General features: G+C 72.4%; 20 protein-coding genes and 1 pseudogene. 2 read left to right on the forward strand and 19 right to left on the reverse strand.

Annotated elements, in window-relative coordinates; genetic code table 11:
• Positions 1-118 precede the first annotated feature (118 nt).
• Positions 119-1,534 carry an ATP-binding protein gene (locus tag OVA30_RS03410; protein WP_012253034.1) on the reverse strand — a complete coding sequence of 472 codons (1,416 nt, stop codon included), beginning with the start codon at positions 1,532-1,534 and terminating at the stop codon, positions 119-121.
• A 91-nt stretch (positions 1,535-1,625) separates the two neighbouring features.
• Between OVA30_RS03410 and OVA30_RS03415 the strand changes: the two are divergent.
• Positions 1,626-1,751: pseudogene (locus OVA30_RS03415) on the forward strand (type II toxin-antitoxin system VapB family antitoxin); the annotation flags it as partial.
• 168 nt (positions 1,752-1,919) lie between these two features.
• Here the strand turns inward: OVA30_RS03415 and OVA30_RS03425 are convergent.
• The 18 genes from OVA30_RS03425 to OVA30_RS03510 all read right to left on the reverse strand — a co-directional run bounded on the left by OVA30_RS03425 (position 1,920) and on the right by OVA30_RS03510 (position 15,228).
• Positions 1,920-2,597 carry a response regulator transcription factor gene (locus tag OVA30_RS03425; RefSeq protein ID WP_003606557.1) on the reverse strand — a complete coding sequence of 226 codons (678 nt, stop codon included), beginning with the start codon at positions 2,595-2,597 and terminating at the stop codon, positions 1,920-1,922.
• A gap of 38 nt (positions 2,598-2,635) precedes the next feature.
• Positions 2,636-3,007, reverse strand: a complete 372-nt coding sequence (locus OVA30_RS03430; RefSeq protein ID WP_012752448.1) for a PepSY domain-containing protein — start codon at positions 3,005-3,007, stop codon at positions 2,636-2,638.
• Positions 3,008-3,188: 181 nt separating this feature from the next.
• Positions 3,189-3,437 carry a hypothetical protein gene (locus OVA30_RS03435; RefSeq protein ID WP_268174614.1) on the reverse strand — a complete coding sequence of 83 codons (249 nt, stop codon included), beginning with the start codon at positions 3,435-3,437 and terminating at the stop codon, positions 3,189-3,191.
• Positions 3,438-3,457: 20 nt separating this feature from the next.
• Positions 3,458-3,811: a hypothetical protein gene (locus OVA30_RS03440; RefSeq protein ID WP_268174615.1), complete on the reverse strand. Its 354-nt coding sequence runs from the start codon at positions 3,809-3,811 to the stop codon at positions 3,458-3,460.
• A 49-nt stretch (positions 3,812-3,860) separates the two neighbouring features.
• Positions 3,861-4,463 (reverse strand): hypothetical protein, encoded by a 603-nt coding sequence (locus tag OVA30_RS03445; protein WP_268174616.1) that lies wholly within the window; start codon positions 4,461-4,463, stop codon positions 3,861-3,863.
• A gap of 33 nt (positions 4,464-4,496) precedes the next feature.
• The gene (locus OVA30_RS03450) at positions 4,497-5,060 is read right to left on the reverse strand and encodes a lysozyme (protein WP_268174617.1); all 564 of its coding nucleotides are present in this window, start codon (positions 5,058-5,060) and stop codon (positions 4,497-4,499) included.
• Between the two features lie 120 nt (positions 5,061-5,180).
• Positions 5,181-6,263, reverse strand: a complete 1,083-nt coding sequence (locus OVA30_RS03455) for a DUF2793 domain-containing protein (protein WP_268174618.1) — start codon at positions 6,261-6,263, stop codon at positions 5,181-5,183.
• A 24-nt stretch (positions 6,264-6,287) separates the two neighbouring features.
• Positions 6,288-10,196: a baseplate multidomain protein megatron gene (locus OVA30_RS03460; RefSeq protein WP_268174619.1), complete on the reverse strand. Its 3,909-nt coding sequence runs from the start codon at positions 10,194-10,196 to the stop codon at positions 6,288-6,290.
• Between the two features lie 25 nt (positions 10,197-10,221).
• Positions 10,222-10,686, reverse strand: coding sequence for an NlpC/P60 family protein (locus OVA30_RS03465; protein ID WP_268174620.1), 465 nt, complete (start codon positions 10,684-10,686; stop codon positions 10,222-10,224).
• 7 nt (positions 10,687-10,693) lie between these two features.
• Positions 10,694-11,587: a DUF2163 domain-containing protein gene (locus OVA30_RS03470; protein WP_268174621.1), complete on the reverse strand. Its 894-nt coding sequence runs from the start codon at positions 11,585-11,587 to the stop codon at positions 10,694-10,696.
• Between the two features lie 10 nt (positions 11,588-11,597).
• On the reverse strand, positions 11,598-12,239 hold the full coding sequence (locus tag OVA30_RS03475) for a DUF2460 domain-containing protein (protein WP_268174622.1): 642 nt from the start codon (positions 12,237-12,239) through the stop codon (positions 11,598-11,600).
• 11 nt (positions 12,240-12,250) lie between these two features.
• The gene (locus tag OVA30_RS03480) at positions 12,251-12,877 is read right to left on the reverse strand and encodes a phage tail tape measure protein (protein ID WP_268174623.1); all 627 of its coding nucleotides are present in this window, start codon (positions 12,875-12,877) and stop codon (positions 12,251-12,253) included.
• Positions 12,877-13,107: a phage tail assembly chaperone gene (locus OVA30_RS03485; RefSeq protein ID WP_015950370.1), complete on the reverse strand. Its 231-nt coding sequence runs from the start codon at positions 13,105-13,107 to the stop codon at positions 12,877-12,879. Before OVA30_RS03485 ends, OVA30_RS03480 begins: the two co-directional genes overlap by 1 nt.
• A complete protein-coding gene (locus tag OVA30_RS03490) occupies positions 13,104-13,430 on the reverse strand; it encodes a gene transfer agent family protein (protein ID WP_268177452.1) in 327 nt (108 codons plus the stop codon). Before OVA30_RS03490 ends, OVA30_RS03485 begins: the two co-directional genes overlap by 4 nt.
• Before the next feature lie 2 nt (positions 13,431-13,432).
• Positions 13,433-13,843: a phage major tail protein, TP901-1 family gene (locus OVA30_RS03495; RefSeq protein ID WP_268174624.1), complete on the reverse strand. Its 411-nt coding sequence runs from the start codon at positions 13,841-13,843 to the stop codon at positions 13,433-13,435.
• A 29-nt stretch (positions 13,844-13,872) separates the two neighbouring features.
• Positions 13,873-14,292: a DUF3168 domain-containing protein gene (locus OVA30_RS03500; protein ID WP_268174625.1), complete on the reverse strand. Its 420-nt coding sequence runs from the start codon at positions 14,290-14,292 to the stop codon at positions 13,873-13,875.
• Positions 14,289-14,630 (reverse strand): head-tail adaptor protein, encoded by a 342-nt coding sequence (locus OVA30_RS03505; protein WP_268174626.1) that lies wholly within the window; start codon positions 14,628-14,630, stop codon positions 14,289-14,291. The genes OVA30_RS03500 and OVA30_RS03505 overlap by 4 nt, the downstream gene beginning before the upstream one ends.
• A 22-nt stretch (positions 14,631-14,652) precedes the next feature.
• Complete coding sequence (locus tag OVA30_RS03510; protein WP_268174627.1) at positions 14,653-15,228, reverse strand: head-tail connector protein; 576 nt, start codon at positions 15,226-15,228, stop codon at positions 14,653-14,655.
• Positions 15,229-15,260: 32 nt separating this feature from the next.
• Between OVA30_RS03510 and OVA30_RS03515 the strand changes: the two genes are divergently transcribed.
• Positions 15,261-16,016: a trypsin-like serine protease gene (locus tag OVA30_RS03515; RefSeq protein ID WP_268174628.1), complete on the forward strand. Its 756-nt coding sequence runs from the start codon at positions 15,261-15,263 to the stop codon at positions 16,014-16,016.
• Positions 16,017-16,085: the final 69 nt, after the last annotated feature.

Here is a 16,085-nt window from a genome sequence, read left to right on the forward strand (position 1 = left end):
GTGTAGAGCCCGAGCGGGGCCCGCACGACATCGCTTCCGGGTGACACGTCGTCACGCGCGAGGGAAGCATGGCCATAGCACAGGCCTGCCGGTGCGTAACCTTCGCAAGGCCCGCCGCTCAGCGTTGTCCGCCCCCCGCGGGCGCGTCGCCCGGCACTTCGATCACCGCGCGCAAGCCCCCGAGCGCGGCGGCCTCCAGGCGGAAGCGGCCGCGATAGAGCGCGGCCAGATCCGCGACGATCGACAGGCCGAGCCCGGAGCCCGGCTTGGTCTCGTCGAGACGCTGGCCTCGCTTGAGCACCGCCGCGCGGTCCTCCTCGGGCAGACCCGGCCCGTCATCCTCCACCGCCACGAGGAGGTGGGGATAATCGTGCTCGGCCGTCGGCGCGGCGGAGATCGAGACCCGGCCCGCTGCCCATTTCGAGGCGTTGTCGACGAGGTTGCCGATCATCTCCTCGAAATCCTGCTTCTCGCCGCGGAAGCGCAGACCCGGCGGGACGTGGACCTCGTAGGCGATGTCCTTGTCGCGGTAGATCTTGCCGAAGGTCCGCACGAGGCCGGCCAGCGCCGGCTCGACCTCCGTCGAGGTGCCGAGCGTGCCCGCAAGCGCGGCGGCGCGGGCACGGTCGAGGTGGTAGTTCACCTGATCGCGCATCACCGCTGCCTGCTCGCGGATCTTCTCCGACAATTCCGGCGGGGCGTCGCTGCCGCTGGCCTCGTTGACGATGATCGAGAGCGGAGTCTTCAACGCGTGGGCGAGGTTGCCGACCTGGGTGCGGGCCCGCTCCAGGATCTCGCGATTGGTCTCGATGAGCAGATTGATCTCGCCCGCGAGGGGCGCGATGTCGCGCGGATACTCGCCGTCGATCCGGTCGGCCTCGCCGCGGCGGATCGAGCCGAGCGCCGTGCGCAGCTTGCGCAAGGGGGCGAGGCCGAAGCGGATCTGCAGCAGCGCGGTGGCCGCGAGCGAGAAGCCGAGCAGGCCGAAGGTCATGAACAGCGAAAAGCGGAAGCGCTCGACGTCGTTGACGATCTCGTCCGCCGGCCCAGCCACCCGCACGGTGTAGCGCCCGTCGGCCCCGACATCGACGTCGCGCTCGACGATGCGCAGGCTGCGGTCGTCCTGCCCCCGGCCGTAGCCCTGGCGGATCTGGCCGACGGTCGCGGTGCCGGCCTGATCCGGGCCTTTCAGCGGCACGCCGACGAGCGAGCGCGAGGTGCGCAGGTCCCGCGGCTTCGCATCGGGTCGCCCGACCTGCCAGTACCAGCCCGACAGTGGCAGGTCGAAGCGTGGATCGCCGAGCGAGAAGGAGCGCGTCTCGGGGTCGCTCGGCGAGACGAGATCGGTGGCGAGATTGTTGGCGAAGACGAGCAGGCGGCTGTCGAAGGCGCGCTCGGTGTTCTCGCGGTAGAGCGTGGTGAGGATGAAGGCCGCGATGACGAGGATCGCGGTGCTCGACAGGAACGAGGAGACCGCGAGCCGCACCGCAATGGAGCGGCGGCGCAAGGGGAGCCAAGCGAGGCGGTCGGTCATGAATCCTGGCTCGAATCTCGGCTCGCTCGCAACTTTGCGGGCATGTACATCATGCGCACCGGCTTTCTACACGGCCCGCCAGGAGGCGCTTATGGCCCTGCACATCGGCGCTGCGGAGACGGACCGCATCGTCCGCCTCTTGGCCGAGCGGAAGGGCGTTCCACTCACGGAAGCCGTCAAGCTCGCTGTCCGCAACGAGTTGGAGCGGGAGGAGCGTCGCCCCGGCTTGTGGGTTCGGCTGAAACCTCTGCACGAGCACGTTGCCGCGCGGCCCGCCTCACTGTGGGCGACGGCTTCGCCTACGCGGTCGCGCAGAATCACGGCGTGCCGCTCCTCTACAAGGGCGCGGATTTCGCGCTCACCGATCTCGGCGGCCCATAGGGTCTCACGCCCGCCCCGGCGGCTGGTTCGGATCAATCAGGTAGCCCAGCCCCCGCACCGTCTGGATCAGGTCCACGGCGAGCTTCTTCCTCAGGCGCCCGACGAACACCTCGATGGTGTTGGAGTCGCGGTCGAAATCCTGGTCGTAGAGGTGCTCGGTCAGCTCGGCGCGGGAGACGACACGGCCGGTGTGGTGCATCAGGTAGGAGAGCAGCCGGTATTCGTGGCTCGTCAGCTTGATCGGGGCACCGTCTACGAAGACGCGGCCGGAGCGGGTGTCGAGGGTGACGGGGCCGCAGGCGATCTGACTGGACGCGTGACCCGCCGCGCGGCGAAGGATCGCGCGGACGCGGGCCATCAGCTCCTCCATGTGGAAGGGCTTGGTAACGTAGTCGTCGGCGCCCGCGTCGAAGCCGTCCACCTTGTCGGACCAGCGGTCGCGGGCGGTGAGAATGATGACGGGGGTCTTCACCCCGGCCCGGCGCCAGTTCTGGAGCACGGTGACGCCGTCGGCCTTGGGCAGGCCCATGTCGAGAATGATGGCGTCGTAGGGCTCGTTCTCGCCGAGATAGCCGCCCTCCTCGCCATCGAAGGCCTTGTCGGCGACGTAGCCGGCCTCTTCCAACGCGGCCACGACCTGCCGGTTGATGTCACGGTCATCCTCGACCACGAGCAGACGCACGGTCGGTTACTCCTCATCCCGGCGGCGCACCGCCACGCTTACCAATGCCCGCTCACCTGTCCCGATTGGGCATCGACCATGACGTGCATGAAATGCCCATCACGACGCAAGGCCGTCAGTAGATAGACGAGCCCCGCTTCGTGCCGGCACAGGCTGGCGCGCTGGATTTCGGCCCGCGGAACGATCTGGCGCGCCGCGCGGATCGCGGCGATGGGCGGCACGACACGCTTTTCGGCCACCGCCTCGCGCAGGTCGGCCGGCGACAGGCAATCGTCGCCGCGATTCAGCGGCGCCCGCTGCGCCGGAACGGGCGCGAGGGCACCGGTTTCCTCGGCGAGCGGGCCGACCGCCCCCGCCGCGAGGACCGCGGCGGTCGAGACGACGATCAACAGGGCGAAAGCTTGGCGCATCGAGGGTGACTGTCGCGCCAGCGCACTGAATGCGCCCTGAATGTTTGCGAGCGCGGGCGCACTCGGTGAGGAAGCGGCCGGAGAAGATGTCTTGCGTTCGAGGGCCATGTCCGGGTCGGCGATGTTGCCGGGGACAAGGCGGGATTGCCGCCGCGGTTCCGTGGGCATGACTCCGCACGCCTCACGCCGCCCCCTCTCCGCCGGCATGCCGGCGGCGGTCACCGCACACCCGCAGGGTCAGGCTCGCCAGATCGCCGCTGTCGATGGCGTCGAGGGCGGCCCGGCGCAGCGTGATCAGGGAGCGTTCGAAGCCGTGGCGCGCCGCCTCCAGGCGGCCGGCGGCGGCACGGGACCGGCTTCGGCGCGAGGCCTGCGAGCTGGTTCCATCCGTGACGGCGGCAGCCGGCGCGGAAGAGATATGGGCAGGCATCGGTGACTCCCTGTGACCCGTCAAAGATTCGGCCGGTGCTGCAACTCGCCGATGCGCCGCAGGAGATCCTCGAACCGCTCCCGCGCGCGCTCGTCGCTGCGCGCGACCGCCCCGGCGGTCTCGCCCGTGAGCCGGACCAGATCCTCCAGCACGCGGGTGCGGCTCTCCAGGGCGGCGGCCACCGCCGCGTTGGTCTGCGAGGCGCGCTCCAGCGCCGCGGCGGTGGCACCCGTCTCGGCGATGCGGGCTTCCAGCACGCGCAGGCCGTCCCGGTAGAGGTGGAGGCAGGCCAGCCCCAGCAGCACCGCGACGATCCAGCCGGCGCCCCCGTCGGCGAAGAGGAGGCGCGCGGCTTCCGCTGCGATCTTGTCCATTGCAACGCCTCCCGGATTCTCGGCTCCGGTCTTGCGCGATACCGGACGATCAGACGGCCTTACGGGTCTCGCGCGCGGTCCCTTGTCCCAGGGCGTGTTCCAGAGCGGGTTCGAGGGTGTTGCCCGCGGTCGCCGCCGCCTCCAAGGGCAGGGATCGGAACACCTTCTCCGCGACCCCCTCACCACCGCCCGCCGCCCGGATCAACCAGGCCGGCGCTTGGTCGAGCGCCCGTTGCACGGCCCGCGCGATCACCGCCGAGCCGACGGAGACGGTCAGCCTACGCCCTTGGACGGCGCCGGCCACGGCGTTCAGGGCGTAGTCGGTGGCGTTGCGCACGAGGCGCTCGACCAGCGCGTCGGTGACGAGGAGGCGCAGGGGACCGCCGAACCGCGCGAGCACTGCCGCGAACGCGGCGACGAGCACCGGCGTGAGCAGCGCGGACAAGCCCTGGGCGAGCGCCACCACGGCGCCGCCCCAGGGCAAGACCAGCGCGGCGGCGTCGACGGCAGGGAGCGCAGTTGCGTGCGCGGGCGCGCAGCAGCCGAGCAGGAGGAGCGGCAGCAGGACGGGTCTGATGAGGAAGACCCTGGCCATGGTTCGGGCAAAGCTTCGAGCGAAGACCTTGTTGGGCGTCACCTTGGTCGGCGTCATGGCAGCGATCCTTTCGGGGGCGGGGGGAAGCGGTCAGCGGCCGGCGCGCAGCCAGTCCCACAGGCGCGCGCACCAGCCGGTCCGCGCGCTGGACGGCGAGGATGGGCGTTCGACGGGGGCGGCGACGGGTTGCGCATCGCTGCGTCGGGCGCGCGGCAGGGCGGTTTCGTAGGGCGTGTGGAACTGGTCGAATTCGCCCTGTCGACGCGGGATGATCGCGGCCGGGCGGTTCCACATCAGGATCGCTTCGCCCGCGCCCGCCCGGTCGCCGGCCCGCAGGCGCCGCAGCACCGTGGAGCGCCGGAACGCCGCCGGGCCGATGTTGAAGCAAAGCGAGACCAGCGCGTCGAAGGCGTGCTGCGGTAGCGGCTCGGGGATCGTCTCGGCGACGGTGCGGACGAAGGCCGCCACGTCGCGGGTGAAGATCGCGTCCGCCTCCCCGGCCTCGATGCGCAGGCCCACCCGCGGCATGGGCGGCCCGGCGGCGGCGGTGTGGCCGATGCCGATGGTCCAGACCCCCACGCTGTCGCGGTAGGCCTCCAACCGTCGCCCCTCCCGGGCGATCAGCACGGCGCGGCCGACGGCACTGAGGTCCATCGTCAATCTCCGGTCTTGAGGGGATGGGTCGAGGGGCGGGCTCGGCGGCCGGCGTCTCTAGGTCATTGTTTTACCGCGCATTCTTTCGACGAACCGGTCAGCACTTCGTCGGAATGCGCTCTAATCCAGGCCCTCGAACAGCAGCGAGAACAGGATGTTGGTCGTGGGCTGTGCCCCGCTGCTCGACACGATCTTGAGGCACCAGCGGTCCGCCGCCTCGAAGACGGCGCTGTTGACGAGGTCGGCCGCTTGGTTGGAACCGGCGCCGGCGATCGTGCAAGTCAGGGCCGTGCCGGTGAACAGGTTCTGGAGCGTGAAGGTCCAGCTCTGACCGGTGCCCGGCGCGCCCTGCGTCACGACCCGCAGATCGCGGAACCGCCCCCGCCGGCCGGCGGCGGCGTAGACCACGCTGGGGTGGCCGCCGACGAGGGCATTGGTGAAGTACCGCGTCGCCCCGGCCGGGATGGAGCCCGGCCCGCTGTTGCCGGCGATCACCTGCGCCGTCAGAACCGGCACGTCCGCGACGGTGATCCGACCGGGAAAGGCGACCCGCCCCGTCTCGCGCGCGATCCGCAGCGCCTCGAACCAGTCGCCGCCATTCGGGGAGACCTTCACACGAAGGTCGTCGTCACCGGTCAGGCCGATCTCGGCGCGGGCGGAGAACCCGGTCTGCATCAGCAGGGAGAGGGTGTTGCCGGCCGCCTGCTTGTTCAGGGTGTAGCGCAGATCGCCGCTTCCGCCCTCTGCGACCGTCAGCGCGGTCCAGAGCGCCTTGTTGAGCTTGGCCGCGAAGGGATTGTCCGCATCCGCCCCGGTGCCGAGCCCGAGGCGGGTCAGATTGTCCAGGGCGGTGATCGTCGCGCGGAACGGCATCCAGGCTGAGCCGGTGAAGGTGTAGAGTTCGGCCTCGTCGGCGACATAAGCCGTCCAGCCCGCAAGCGGCTTGAGGGACAGCCACGCACCGTCCTGGAAGCGGGCGATGCGCCCGGCCCAGCCGGTCCAGGCCCCGCTCGGGTTGCCCGAGACGATCAGGTAGCGGTCGCCCTCGGCGGGGCTCGCGGGTGGGGCGGCCCGGTCCTTGTCGAGGACGGCGAGCTGCACCAGCGCGTCGAGCAGCGCCAAGGCCTCGTTGTGGGTGACGTGCTTCTGCGCCTGCCCCCCCGCGATCAGCGGCAGGGCAAGGCTCGGGGTCGTATCGGCCATGGGCCACTCCGGGAATGTCAGGTGTCAGACGGTCCGCAGGCTCACCCGTGTCCGGCGGGCGGGGCCGGGGCCGGCGAGCGGGCCGATCGGCACCAATGCCGCGTCGATCTCGGTGCGGGGCGTGCCGAAATCGGCGATCTCGTCGGCGCGGGCGTAGAGCGCGCTGGTCGTGCCGGTGCTCAGGCTGCGCAGAATCCCCCCGTCCTCGGTGAGGATGTCGAGGCGGTAGGCCTCCGCCCCCTCGCCCGGCGGCAGGTCGGCCGGCTCCCAGGCGTCGGCGTCGCGCCGCGCCCGCCGGATCCAATGGAAGCGGATGCCCTCGGCCTCGCGCCGGGCGCGCAGGTGAACCGGGCTCAAGGGGGTGAAGGCGGTCAGGTCGGCCGTTGCCGCGAAACCGACGAAAGCGGGATCGGCCGGATCGCGCTCCGCCGGGCCGACCCGGTAGAGAAAGCGGCGGCCGGCCTCGTCGAGCCGATCGACGAGGGGCCGGACGGCGCCATCGTCGAGGCGCACGATCAGGCTCCCCGTGCCCGCCGAACGGCCGGCGGCGACCTCGCTTCCGGCCAACCCCCGCAGCAGGCCCGAGAGCCGCCACGTGCCGGCCCCGATCAGCTCGGCTTTCGCCGCGGACAGGAGTTCGACCGCCCTGTCCGCGCCGATCACCGCGAACAGGTTGCCGCCGGCCAGGGCGGCGGCTTCGCCGATGGCGCTCAACCCTTCCGCGTGGCGCAGGGTGACGTCGAGGCGGGCGTTGCGGTCGAAGCGCCAGAGCGGGCCCGGCGGCAGTGGGGTCAGCGTGCGGCCGAGGCAGGCCGGATGGTCGAGGGTGCGGTGGAGCGCGAACGGCGCGCCCTCGCTGGCCGAGCGCCAGACCGCGACGGCACCGGGCCAGGGATCGGCCGAGACCGCGAGATAGGCCAGCGGCACCGGGTCGCCGCGCTCCACAGGTAGGAGCAGCGGCAGGGCGAAGACCGGCCCCGGCACCGCCGGCGGCCTCCGGCCTGTTCTCGGGGCCGGCGTGATGGGCGCGGGATCGGGCCGGGCAAGCGGCACGGCCCGGGTCTCGATCCGGCGGCCCGTGGGCGCGTCGTCGATCCGCACGATCCGGTGAAGCGTCCCGCTATCCGCGTCCGGGAGTGCCACCACATCGCCGGGCTCCAGATCGATCCGGCGTGGGCTCACCCCGAAGGCGGCCGTATCCCGGCCCGCGAGCGCCGCGTCGAGGACGGCCTCCGCCAGCGCCTGCACGGCGTCGCGCCGGGTGACGATGGCCGCGTCAACCCGCACCTCCTGCCGCCGCGCGCCGGCCGGGCGCGCGGCGGATGCCGTGGCGCGGCGGTAATCCGGGCTCTCGCCGTCGGAAAAGCCGATCGCGACGGAGCGCGGCAACTCGCTCTCCTGCGCCCGTACCCGGCGTAGGGGCGCCGCCTCACCCTCGCCGAGCACGAGGTCGCCCGCGTCCAGCATGGCGGGCGTGCGCGTGTGCCCGTCGCGAATCCGCAGGGTGCCGGCGGAAACCGAGACGTCGAGGTTGAACAGTCGGGCGAGCGGCTCCAGCGCCTCGCGGGCGGAGAGCGGCCGATCGAGGACGGCCCCGTCGAGGAAGCCGGCGGCATCGATGTCGAGGGGCGCGTCGATGCCGAGATCGGCCAGGATTGCCGCGATCAGCCGGTCGAGTTCCAGCCCCTCGATCCGGCCGGTGACCCAGTGGCCGAGGGCCCAGTTGGCGGCGTCCGACCACAGGCTCGTGAAATCGGGGAAAGCCGGAAACGGCCGGGCATCCCAGGCCCAGACATAGATGTCTTCGGCCGGGATCATCCGGCCGCCATAGACCGGCGAGACCGGATTATGAGCCGGCTCAAAACCCTTGGATTCAGGATCGAAACGCGAGAGGATCGCGTCGAGTCCGCGGGCCTGGATCAAGTCGTCGCGGGTGCCGCGGGAGAAGGGCGGCGCCGCGTTCTCGGACGATTTCGGATCGGGGAAGACATTGGGCCCGTTGGTGCCGCGATCGACTGCCGGGATGCCGATCTCGGTGAGCCAGATCGGCTTGGCCCCTGGCACCCAGGCCGTCGGCCCGGTCTCGACGCCGCCGGCGCGCTCGACATGCGGGTTCGACCACCACGCGACGAGATCCTTGGCCCGGTAGATCCACGGCTTATTGTGGGCGCCGTCGGTGATCGGCGTGCGGCGTTGCGCGGCGCGATCCTCGGGGCTGGCATAGTACCAGTCGAACGCCTCGCCCGCCCCGAGGCGGTTCTTGAGATAGGCGCGGTCGTAGAGGCTCGCGGCCTCCGCCGCGTCGCGATGATCGGGCCCATCGCGCCAATCCGAGATCGGCGGGTAGTAGTCGATGCCGACGGCGTCGATGGCCGGATCGGCAAAGAGCGGATCGAGGGGGAAGCGCACGGAGGCGCCGCCATCGCGGACATGGGCGCCGTACTCGGTCCAGTCGGCGGCGTAGACGAGGCTCACATCGCGGCCGAGGCGGGCGCGAACCTCCGTGGCGAGGCGCCGGAGCTGCGCGACCGCCGGATAGGCGCCGTCCGGTCCGCGCACCCGCGTGAGGCCGACGAACTCGCTGCCGAGGATGAAGCCGGCGAGCGGCGCTCCCGCCGCCGCCCAGCCGGCGGCGAGGCCGGCATAGTGCAGGATCATCGCCCGGTAGCCCTGCGGCCCCTCGAAGAAGGCTACGACCTGATCGGCCGCGCCGCCGGTGCCGTCCGGGCTTCCGGCCCGGTCGGGAGCGGGATCGCAGGTGATGCGCCCGCGCCAAGGGTAAGCCGGCTGCGCTTCACCGGGCCGGTATGGGTCCGGCAGGGCGTTGCCGGCCGGCACGTCCATCATCACGAAGGGATAGAGCACTACCGCGAGGCCGCGGCGGGTCAGCTCCGCCACCAGCCGCCCGAGCCCGGCATCGGACGGCGTGCCGCCATAGGCGGCCGTCTCACCGGAGCGGGAGACGGCCTGCGCCGCGGCGCGGTTCAGCCCGGCAACGGACCAGGGCTCGCCCGTCGTCGCCTTCGCCGTCGTGTCGACCCGCGGCGTCACGGTGCAGTGCCCGGCGCGCAGATCGTCGCCGAACCAGCTTGCCACCACCGAGACGCGCTTGAGCCGGGGGCACAAAGCCTGGAGCGCATCGAGCGAGGCGACGACGTCGCTCGCGCCCTGAAACTGGAAACGGTTTGCCGGCTTCGTAGCGCCGAATCCCGCATCCTCGCTGACGGCGAGTGGGTCGAGGCCGAACTCGGTGGAGCCCGGTATCAGGCAGACCGCGCGGAGCTTGCTCGCCAGCCCGGCGACGGGGCGGATCACCTCGAAGGCGAATTGCGGGATGCGGTTACCGAACGCAGCGAGCGGCAGCCGCTCGAACACGATGTAGGCAAGCCCGCGATAGGCCGGCGCGTTGTCCGCGCCTTCCTTGGCGACGATCAGCGGATCGGGCGCCTGCGTCCCCGAGCCGGTATGGACGCGCCAGTTGAGCGTCGTCAGGTCGAGTTCGCTGCCATCGGCCCAGATCCGGCGGACCAGGGCGATCTCGCCCGCGCAGAGCCCGACGGCGAGATCGATGAAAGTGTTATAGGCGGTGCGCACGGTTTTCTGGCCGCCCGCCCCACCCTTCGAGCCGGAGGAGGATCGCTCCACGGTGGTGTTGGCGATCTCGAGCGGGCGCGTCGCCCAGATCAGGGTGCCACCGATGCGCGCCCGGCCGTAGACACGGGGCACCGGCGCGCCCTCGGTGGAGGCGAGGCCGCCGAGTTCGGTCAGCCGCGGCCCGTCCACGAAGCGCGGGCTCGTGCCGGCGCCGAATAGCGCGCCGTCGAGCGCCGCGCCTCCGGCCGCACCGGCCACGCGCCCGATCATTCCGCCGATGGGACCGCCGAGCGCAGTGCCGACCGCCTCGCCGGCGGTTTGCAGGACGAGCGTCGTCATGGCGGTGCCTCCGTCAGTGAAAGGGTCAGGGCGGATCGGGAAAGCGGAAGGCGTGGGCGAGGTGGCGCCGCCACCACGGCGTGAGCGCAACCTCTGTCACCGCCGCGCCGTCATGGGCATGGATCATCGCCCCTGGCCCGGTCGCGATGGCGCAGTGCTTTGCCGGCAAATATGCGCGAAACGCGAAGAGCAGGACGTCGCCGGCTCGGGGCTGATAGGCATTCAACGGTCCCATGATCGGCACGAGGTGCCGCCGCGCGGCGGTGACCAGCGGGTCGTCGCCGTCGAGAGCCGATTCGGCCCAGGTGGCGGCGTAGGGCGGCGCCTCCTCTGGTTCGGGGCCGAGCACGGCCCGCCAGACCCCGCGCAGCAGGCCGAGACAATCGCAGCCGACACCCTTCAGTGAGGCTTGGTGCCGGTAGGGCGTTCCGGCCCAGGCACGGGCCTCCGCCACGATCCGTCCGGCGAGCGGCGAGACGTCGTCATCCATGATGGCCTCATCGGAACAGGCTGGAGCCGTCGAGGCGCGCGCCGGCCTCAGGCCCGGAGCGCAGCACGAAGTCGTTGCCGGGCATGTGCGGAAAACCCTGGAAGTTGAGGGTGTTAGCTAACTTGTCCCGGCAGGTGGCAAGGCTCTTGTCGCAGCCGGCGACGAGCGTGAAGGCATCGCCGGTCACAACCGGGCGCGGCGGCGGGTCCCACAGGTCGAGGATCGTCGCCGCGCCGTCGCGGCGATGGCCGCGCAGGTCCGCGGCGTGTCCGGCATTGGCGCCGGTGTCCCAGGTCAGGCGCCCGCCGGAGAACCAGTCGGTCGTGAACGTCCCCGCCAGCGCGACGCTGAGCCGGCCGGGCTCGGACGCGACCCGTACCGTGCCGGTCGCGCGAAAGCGCGGGTCCGAGAGATCGACGCGGCAGCGGGCATCGCCGAGTTCCGCGTCGCAGGCGGCGCGGAAACTGCGCCCGACCGTGACGTCGAGGCGGTGCATCAGCCCGCGCAGTTCGGCGACGAAGGCGCCCCCCTCCCGGCGGATCTCGCCCAGGGTCGCCACGTCGAGGAGCAGACGCGCCTCGGGCTCGGCCCAATCGACCAGCCAGGTCTCGACCCCGGCCCCGTCATAGAGCCCCGCCGCGACGTCGATCTCCGTGATCCCGGCCGAGGTCAGCGCCCCGGCGACCTCGCCGCCACCGACGGCGAAGCCGAGTTCCGCGCTTGCCTCAGCCGCCTCCAGCCCGCTGCGGGCGGCGTAGGTCACGCCACTGAGGACGAGATCGCGGTCGTGGTCGGTGAAGCCGAGGACGAGTCCGTCGCGGCGGCGCAGGGCCCAGCAGCGGCAGAGCGTGGTGGCGCCGCCCTCCAGGCGGGCGGCGAGACGGGGCGGGACGGCGCGCATGGGCTTTCCCTCAGGGCAGAATCTCGATCAGCGGGATGCGCGGCACCTCGCCAGCGGTGAAGGCGGCGAGGTCCACAGTGAGTTCGTCAGTGTCGAAGCGGACCGGCACATCGAACTCGAAACCGGCCGTGACGGCGGCGCCCGGCGGCGGCGCCGCGTCGGCGGCGAAGGTGACCCGGCCCGTGACCGGATCGACGGAGAGCTTCGGGGCCGCCACCTCGGCACCATTCACTGCCACGCGCACAGTGCCGGCCACCGGCTTGGCGATCGCCCGGCGGTAGGCCTCCGGGCCGCTCCCGTAGGTCTTGGCAAGGGCAAAGATGCGGGTCGCGCCGTCGCCGGTGCCGATCCGTTGGTCCGTCGGCGCGATAGGGCGCGAGGGCGGACCGGAGCGGTGATCGATCCGGTCGCGGTAGCGGAACCCGTAGAGGCGCCCGCGCCGCTCCTCGAAGAAGCCGAGCACCGCGTGCAGGGCGTCGAGGGTGCGGATGCCGAGCCCGGCATCGTAGCGGCGGCGCGAATTGGCCCAGCGGCTGTTGCGGTGCTCGCGGCCCGAGGCCAGCGTGACGATCTCGGTGCGCCGCACCGGGCCGCCGCTGCCGCGCAGGGCGACATCGAGGGGAAAGCGGACCTCGTGAAAGTCGGATGCCATGGCGGTGCTCCTCAGAGCGCTCGGCGGCCGCGCGCCACGGCGCGGGCGAGACGGGCGGCGACCTGGGCCTCGGAGCGGCGGAAGCCCTCGATGTCCGGCGTGGCGATGTTGACGGTGACTGCGACCGGCCGCTCGGCACCGCCCGCGGCGACGCCGAGACGGCCGTCGCTGCCGCGCCTGAGCGGCAGGATCGCCTCCGGCCCGGCCTCGCCCATCAGGCCGGCGTCGCTCCCAGGGCCGGCAAGCGGAAAATAGGTCGGTGCCGCGACGACCCCGCCGGCCGCGAAGGGGCGCACCCGTCCCCCGCCGAGAACGCCGCCGAGGCGGAACGGCATGATCCGCCCGTCGGAGACGACGCCACCCTTGGCGAGCGCCGTCGTGCTGCCGCCCTCGGAGGCCGCACTCAGCAGGCTGTTGACGAGGCTCGTCACGCCCGCTTTCACGGGAGCCAGCGCCGCCTTGACCGCAACGTTGGAAAGCTTGCTCGCCAGCGAGGCAAGCACGCCGTCGAGTTGACGCCCGGCATTGAGGTTGCGGTCGAAGGCCGAGGACAGACTCTGGCCGAAGCGCTGGGCCAGCTGGTCGAGGGTTTCGAGCTGCCGGGCGCGCTCGGCCGTGCTGCGGTCGCTGTCGGTCATCACGGGGTCCCCGGATCGGGATGGGCGGCGAGCAGCCGTTCGAGATCGGCCCGGCTCGGCGCGTCGTGGGCCGGGCGAGTCAGGCCCGCGGCGGCGGCGAGTTCGCGGGGCGTGGCGGCCCAGAGGTCGCGCGGGCGCCAGCGCAGGGTCGCGAGACCGAGCGTCAGCACCGCATCCCACGGGAAGGCGGAGACGGGCGTCTCCGGCGCGTGGCTTCCCGCAGGGATCAAGGGTCCGCGGGCGGCGCCTCGCCGAAGGCCGCGACCAGCGCCTCACCGAGCGCTGCGGTCACGGCCGCCAATCCGCCGGAGAGCGGAAGGCGAGAGACCACCTCGTCGTCGAGGGCGTGGCCGCCGCCGCGGAGCGCCGCGCCGAGCAGCGCGATCACGTCGCGGGCGGCGAGCCGCCCGCCGGCAAAGCGTTCGGCCAGGCCGGCGAGGTCGCCCGCGCCGAGCGCGTCTTCCAGTTCGGCGAGCGCGCCGAGGGTCAGGCAGAGCGTGTAGCGCTCCTGGCCTAAAGTCAGCGGCACCTCGCCGCGTCGGCGGTTGGCCATCGTCATGCGCCCGCGAAGCTCAAGGGGCCGGCGGAATCGAGGGCCATGTCGAAGGTCACCTCGCCCGCATGCTCGCCGCGATATTCAAGGCTCGTGATCTGGAACAGGCCCTCGATCGTGCCGAAATCCGGCACCACGATCTGAAACAGGCCGATCACGCCATCGAAGAACATCTGGCGCAGGCGTGCATCGGAGGCCTCGTCGCGGAACACGCCCGACCCGGCAACCAAGGCACGGCGCACACCAGCGCCGGCCAGCAGCTCGCGCCAGCGCCCGGCGGAATCGGCGTTGGTGACGTCCACTGTCTCGGCGTTGAAGGCGAGTTGACGGGCGCGCAGGCCCGCCACCGCGACGAAGCCGCCGGCCCCGTTGCTGACTCGGACCAGGAGGTCCCTGCCTCTCTGTGCGCTCATGCTGGCGGCTCCGGCGTTCTCGAGGAAAATCAGGGGGCGACTTCGGTCACCGCCTCGAAGGAAAGGGTCGCGCGCGCCTCACCGGTGCGCTCGTCGCGCAGGCAGGCGAGGCTCTTGAGGCGCAGAAGGACGAGGGCGTGGCCGCTCACGGCGAGGTCGGCCTCGTCGAGGCGGGCGGCGATCCGCTCGGCCACCTCCAGGGCCGAGCGGGCCGAGCCCGGCTTGGCGAAGACCGTCAGCGCGAAGGCGTGGCGGTGGCGCTGCGCACCATCGACGGAATCGTCGCTGACCTCGCTCGGTCCGAACAGCGCATAGACCGGGGCGGCGCCCCGTGGCGGCTCGTCGTAGAGCCGCAGGCGGCCGCCCATCAGCGCAGCGAGCAGCGTATCCGCGGCAAGGTGAGCGAGAAGGCCGGCGCGCAGGGCCAGCAGCGGGCTCGAACGCGTCACGGGGAAGCCTCCTCGATCACCTCTTCCACCTCGCAGACGAGGTCGCGGCGGCGCCCGTCGGGGTCGTCGGCCGCGCGGATCGCGAAGCGGCGCGGTCCGTCGGCGAAGCGCATGGCCGGGGTGACGCCGGGGCGGTAGCGCAGGCCGACGCGGTAGAGGCCGGGCCGGTCGGTGCGCCCGCCACGGGGCGCGGCGGCGCTGCCGAGCGATTCCAGCGAGCCCCACAGCACGGGTCCGGCAACGTAGCGGCGGAGCCGGCCGCCGAACCCGTCGGGCTCGTCCACCGGGACTTCGAGCACGAGGCGACGCCGCCGCGCGCCGAGCGGCCTGTGTGTCATGGTCGGTCTCCGTAGATCAGGATCAGAGCCGCATCCGGCGGCAGGCGGCGGCGAGCCCCGCCGCCTCGGGCGGGAGCGGGCGGGGCACGCCATCGCCGCCCGCATCGCCCCGGTTCTCGAACCAGTCGGCGATCGTCAGACGCAGGGCCTGAACCAGCGGCTCGGGGACCGGCGGCCCCTCGCCGCCGCAGCCGGCGCTGATCTCGACCAGCGCCGAGGCCGTGCCGAGCGGCGGCAGGTCCGGCCCGAACAGGAGGCAGGGCGCCTCCCACGGGTCGGGGCCAATCCTGATCGGCCCCGGCTCGATCTCGGTGAGGGCGCCGCGCCCATCGACCAGGCCGGTGCGGAGCACCGCAACGAGCGGGCTCAGCGGCAGCGGCATCAGCCCGAGCCGGGGCCAGGCTGCCAGCACCATCCGGAAGCGGGTGGGCCGCAGCAGCCGACGCGCGGTCGCCTCGACCGCCGCCCGCGCCGCCGGGATCAGGCGGGCGATCAAGGCGTCCTCGGCAGTCTCGTCGGAGGACAGCCGGAGATAGCCGCGCATCTCGGCCACGCTCACCGGCTCGACGCCGATCTCCTCGACGCGTATCGGGGTCATACCAGCCTCTCCTGAAAGCGTTTTCGCAATCGATGCGCTCGCCGAACCTATCTCTTCCGCGCGGTGCAGGCCTTGGCCTCGGGGCGGCGGCCCTCACGCTCCTGCTCGCGGCCACGCCGGCGACCGCCATCGTCGGCGGCCGGGAGGGCGCGGAGGTGCCGGGCGCGGCCTCGGCGGTGATGGTGCTGACCTCCGGCGGCGGGGTCTGTTCAGGGATCGTCGTCGCGCCGGACGCGGTGCTCACCGCCGGCCATTGCGTGGCGGGCGTGGGCGAGAACCGCGTCCATTACCGCGACGAAACAGGCCGCCCGGTGCTGGCCGAGACGGCCGCACGCAGCTTGCATCCGGCCTATGACGGCGATGCCATCCGCGGGCGCACCCGCTCCATCGACCTCGCGCTGCTGCGCACCCGCGAGCCCCTGCCGGCTCGGTTCGTGCCGGCCGCGTTGAGCGCCGCGATGCCGCGGGCCGGCCAGAGCCTGACGCTCGCAGGCTACGGAGCCGCGCGGGGCGGCGACCGGCGCTCGATCGGCTGCTATCGCGGCGCGGCGCTCAATGTCGTCGAGCCCTACGGCCCGAGCCGCATCCTGGTTTGGCTGAAGGCACCGGGAGCGGGCGGCTGCCAGGGCGATTCCGGCGGGCCGATCCTTGAGGGCGCGGCGGTGGTCGCGGTCGCCGCATGGGTGAAGGATGCCTGCGGCGGCCTGACCCAAGGCATCCTGCTCGGGCCGCAACGGGACTGGATCGACCGGACGCTGTCCAGCTGGGGCGCCTCCGCGCGCTGGTGACGTCCTTGACCGATCGTGATCCGCGCGCCGCGGCCCATGAGGAACCGGACCTTGGCCGCCGAATTGCCT

This window comes from Methylorubrum sp. SL192 (genome assembly GCF_026672325.1).
Lineage (GTDB): Bacteria > Pseudomonadota > Alphaproteobacteria > Rhizobiales > Beijerinckiaceae > Methylobacterium > Methylobacterium extorquens.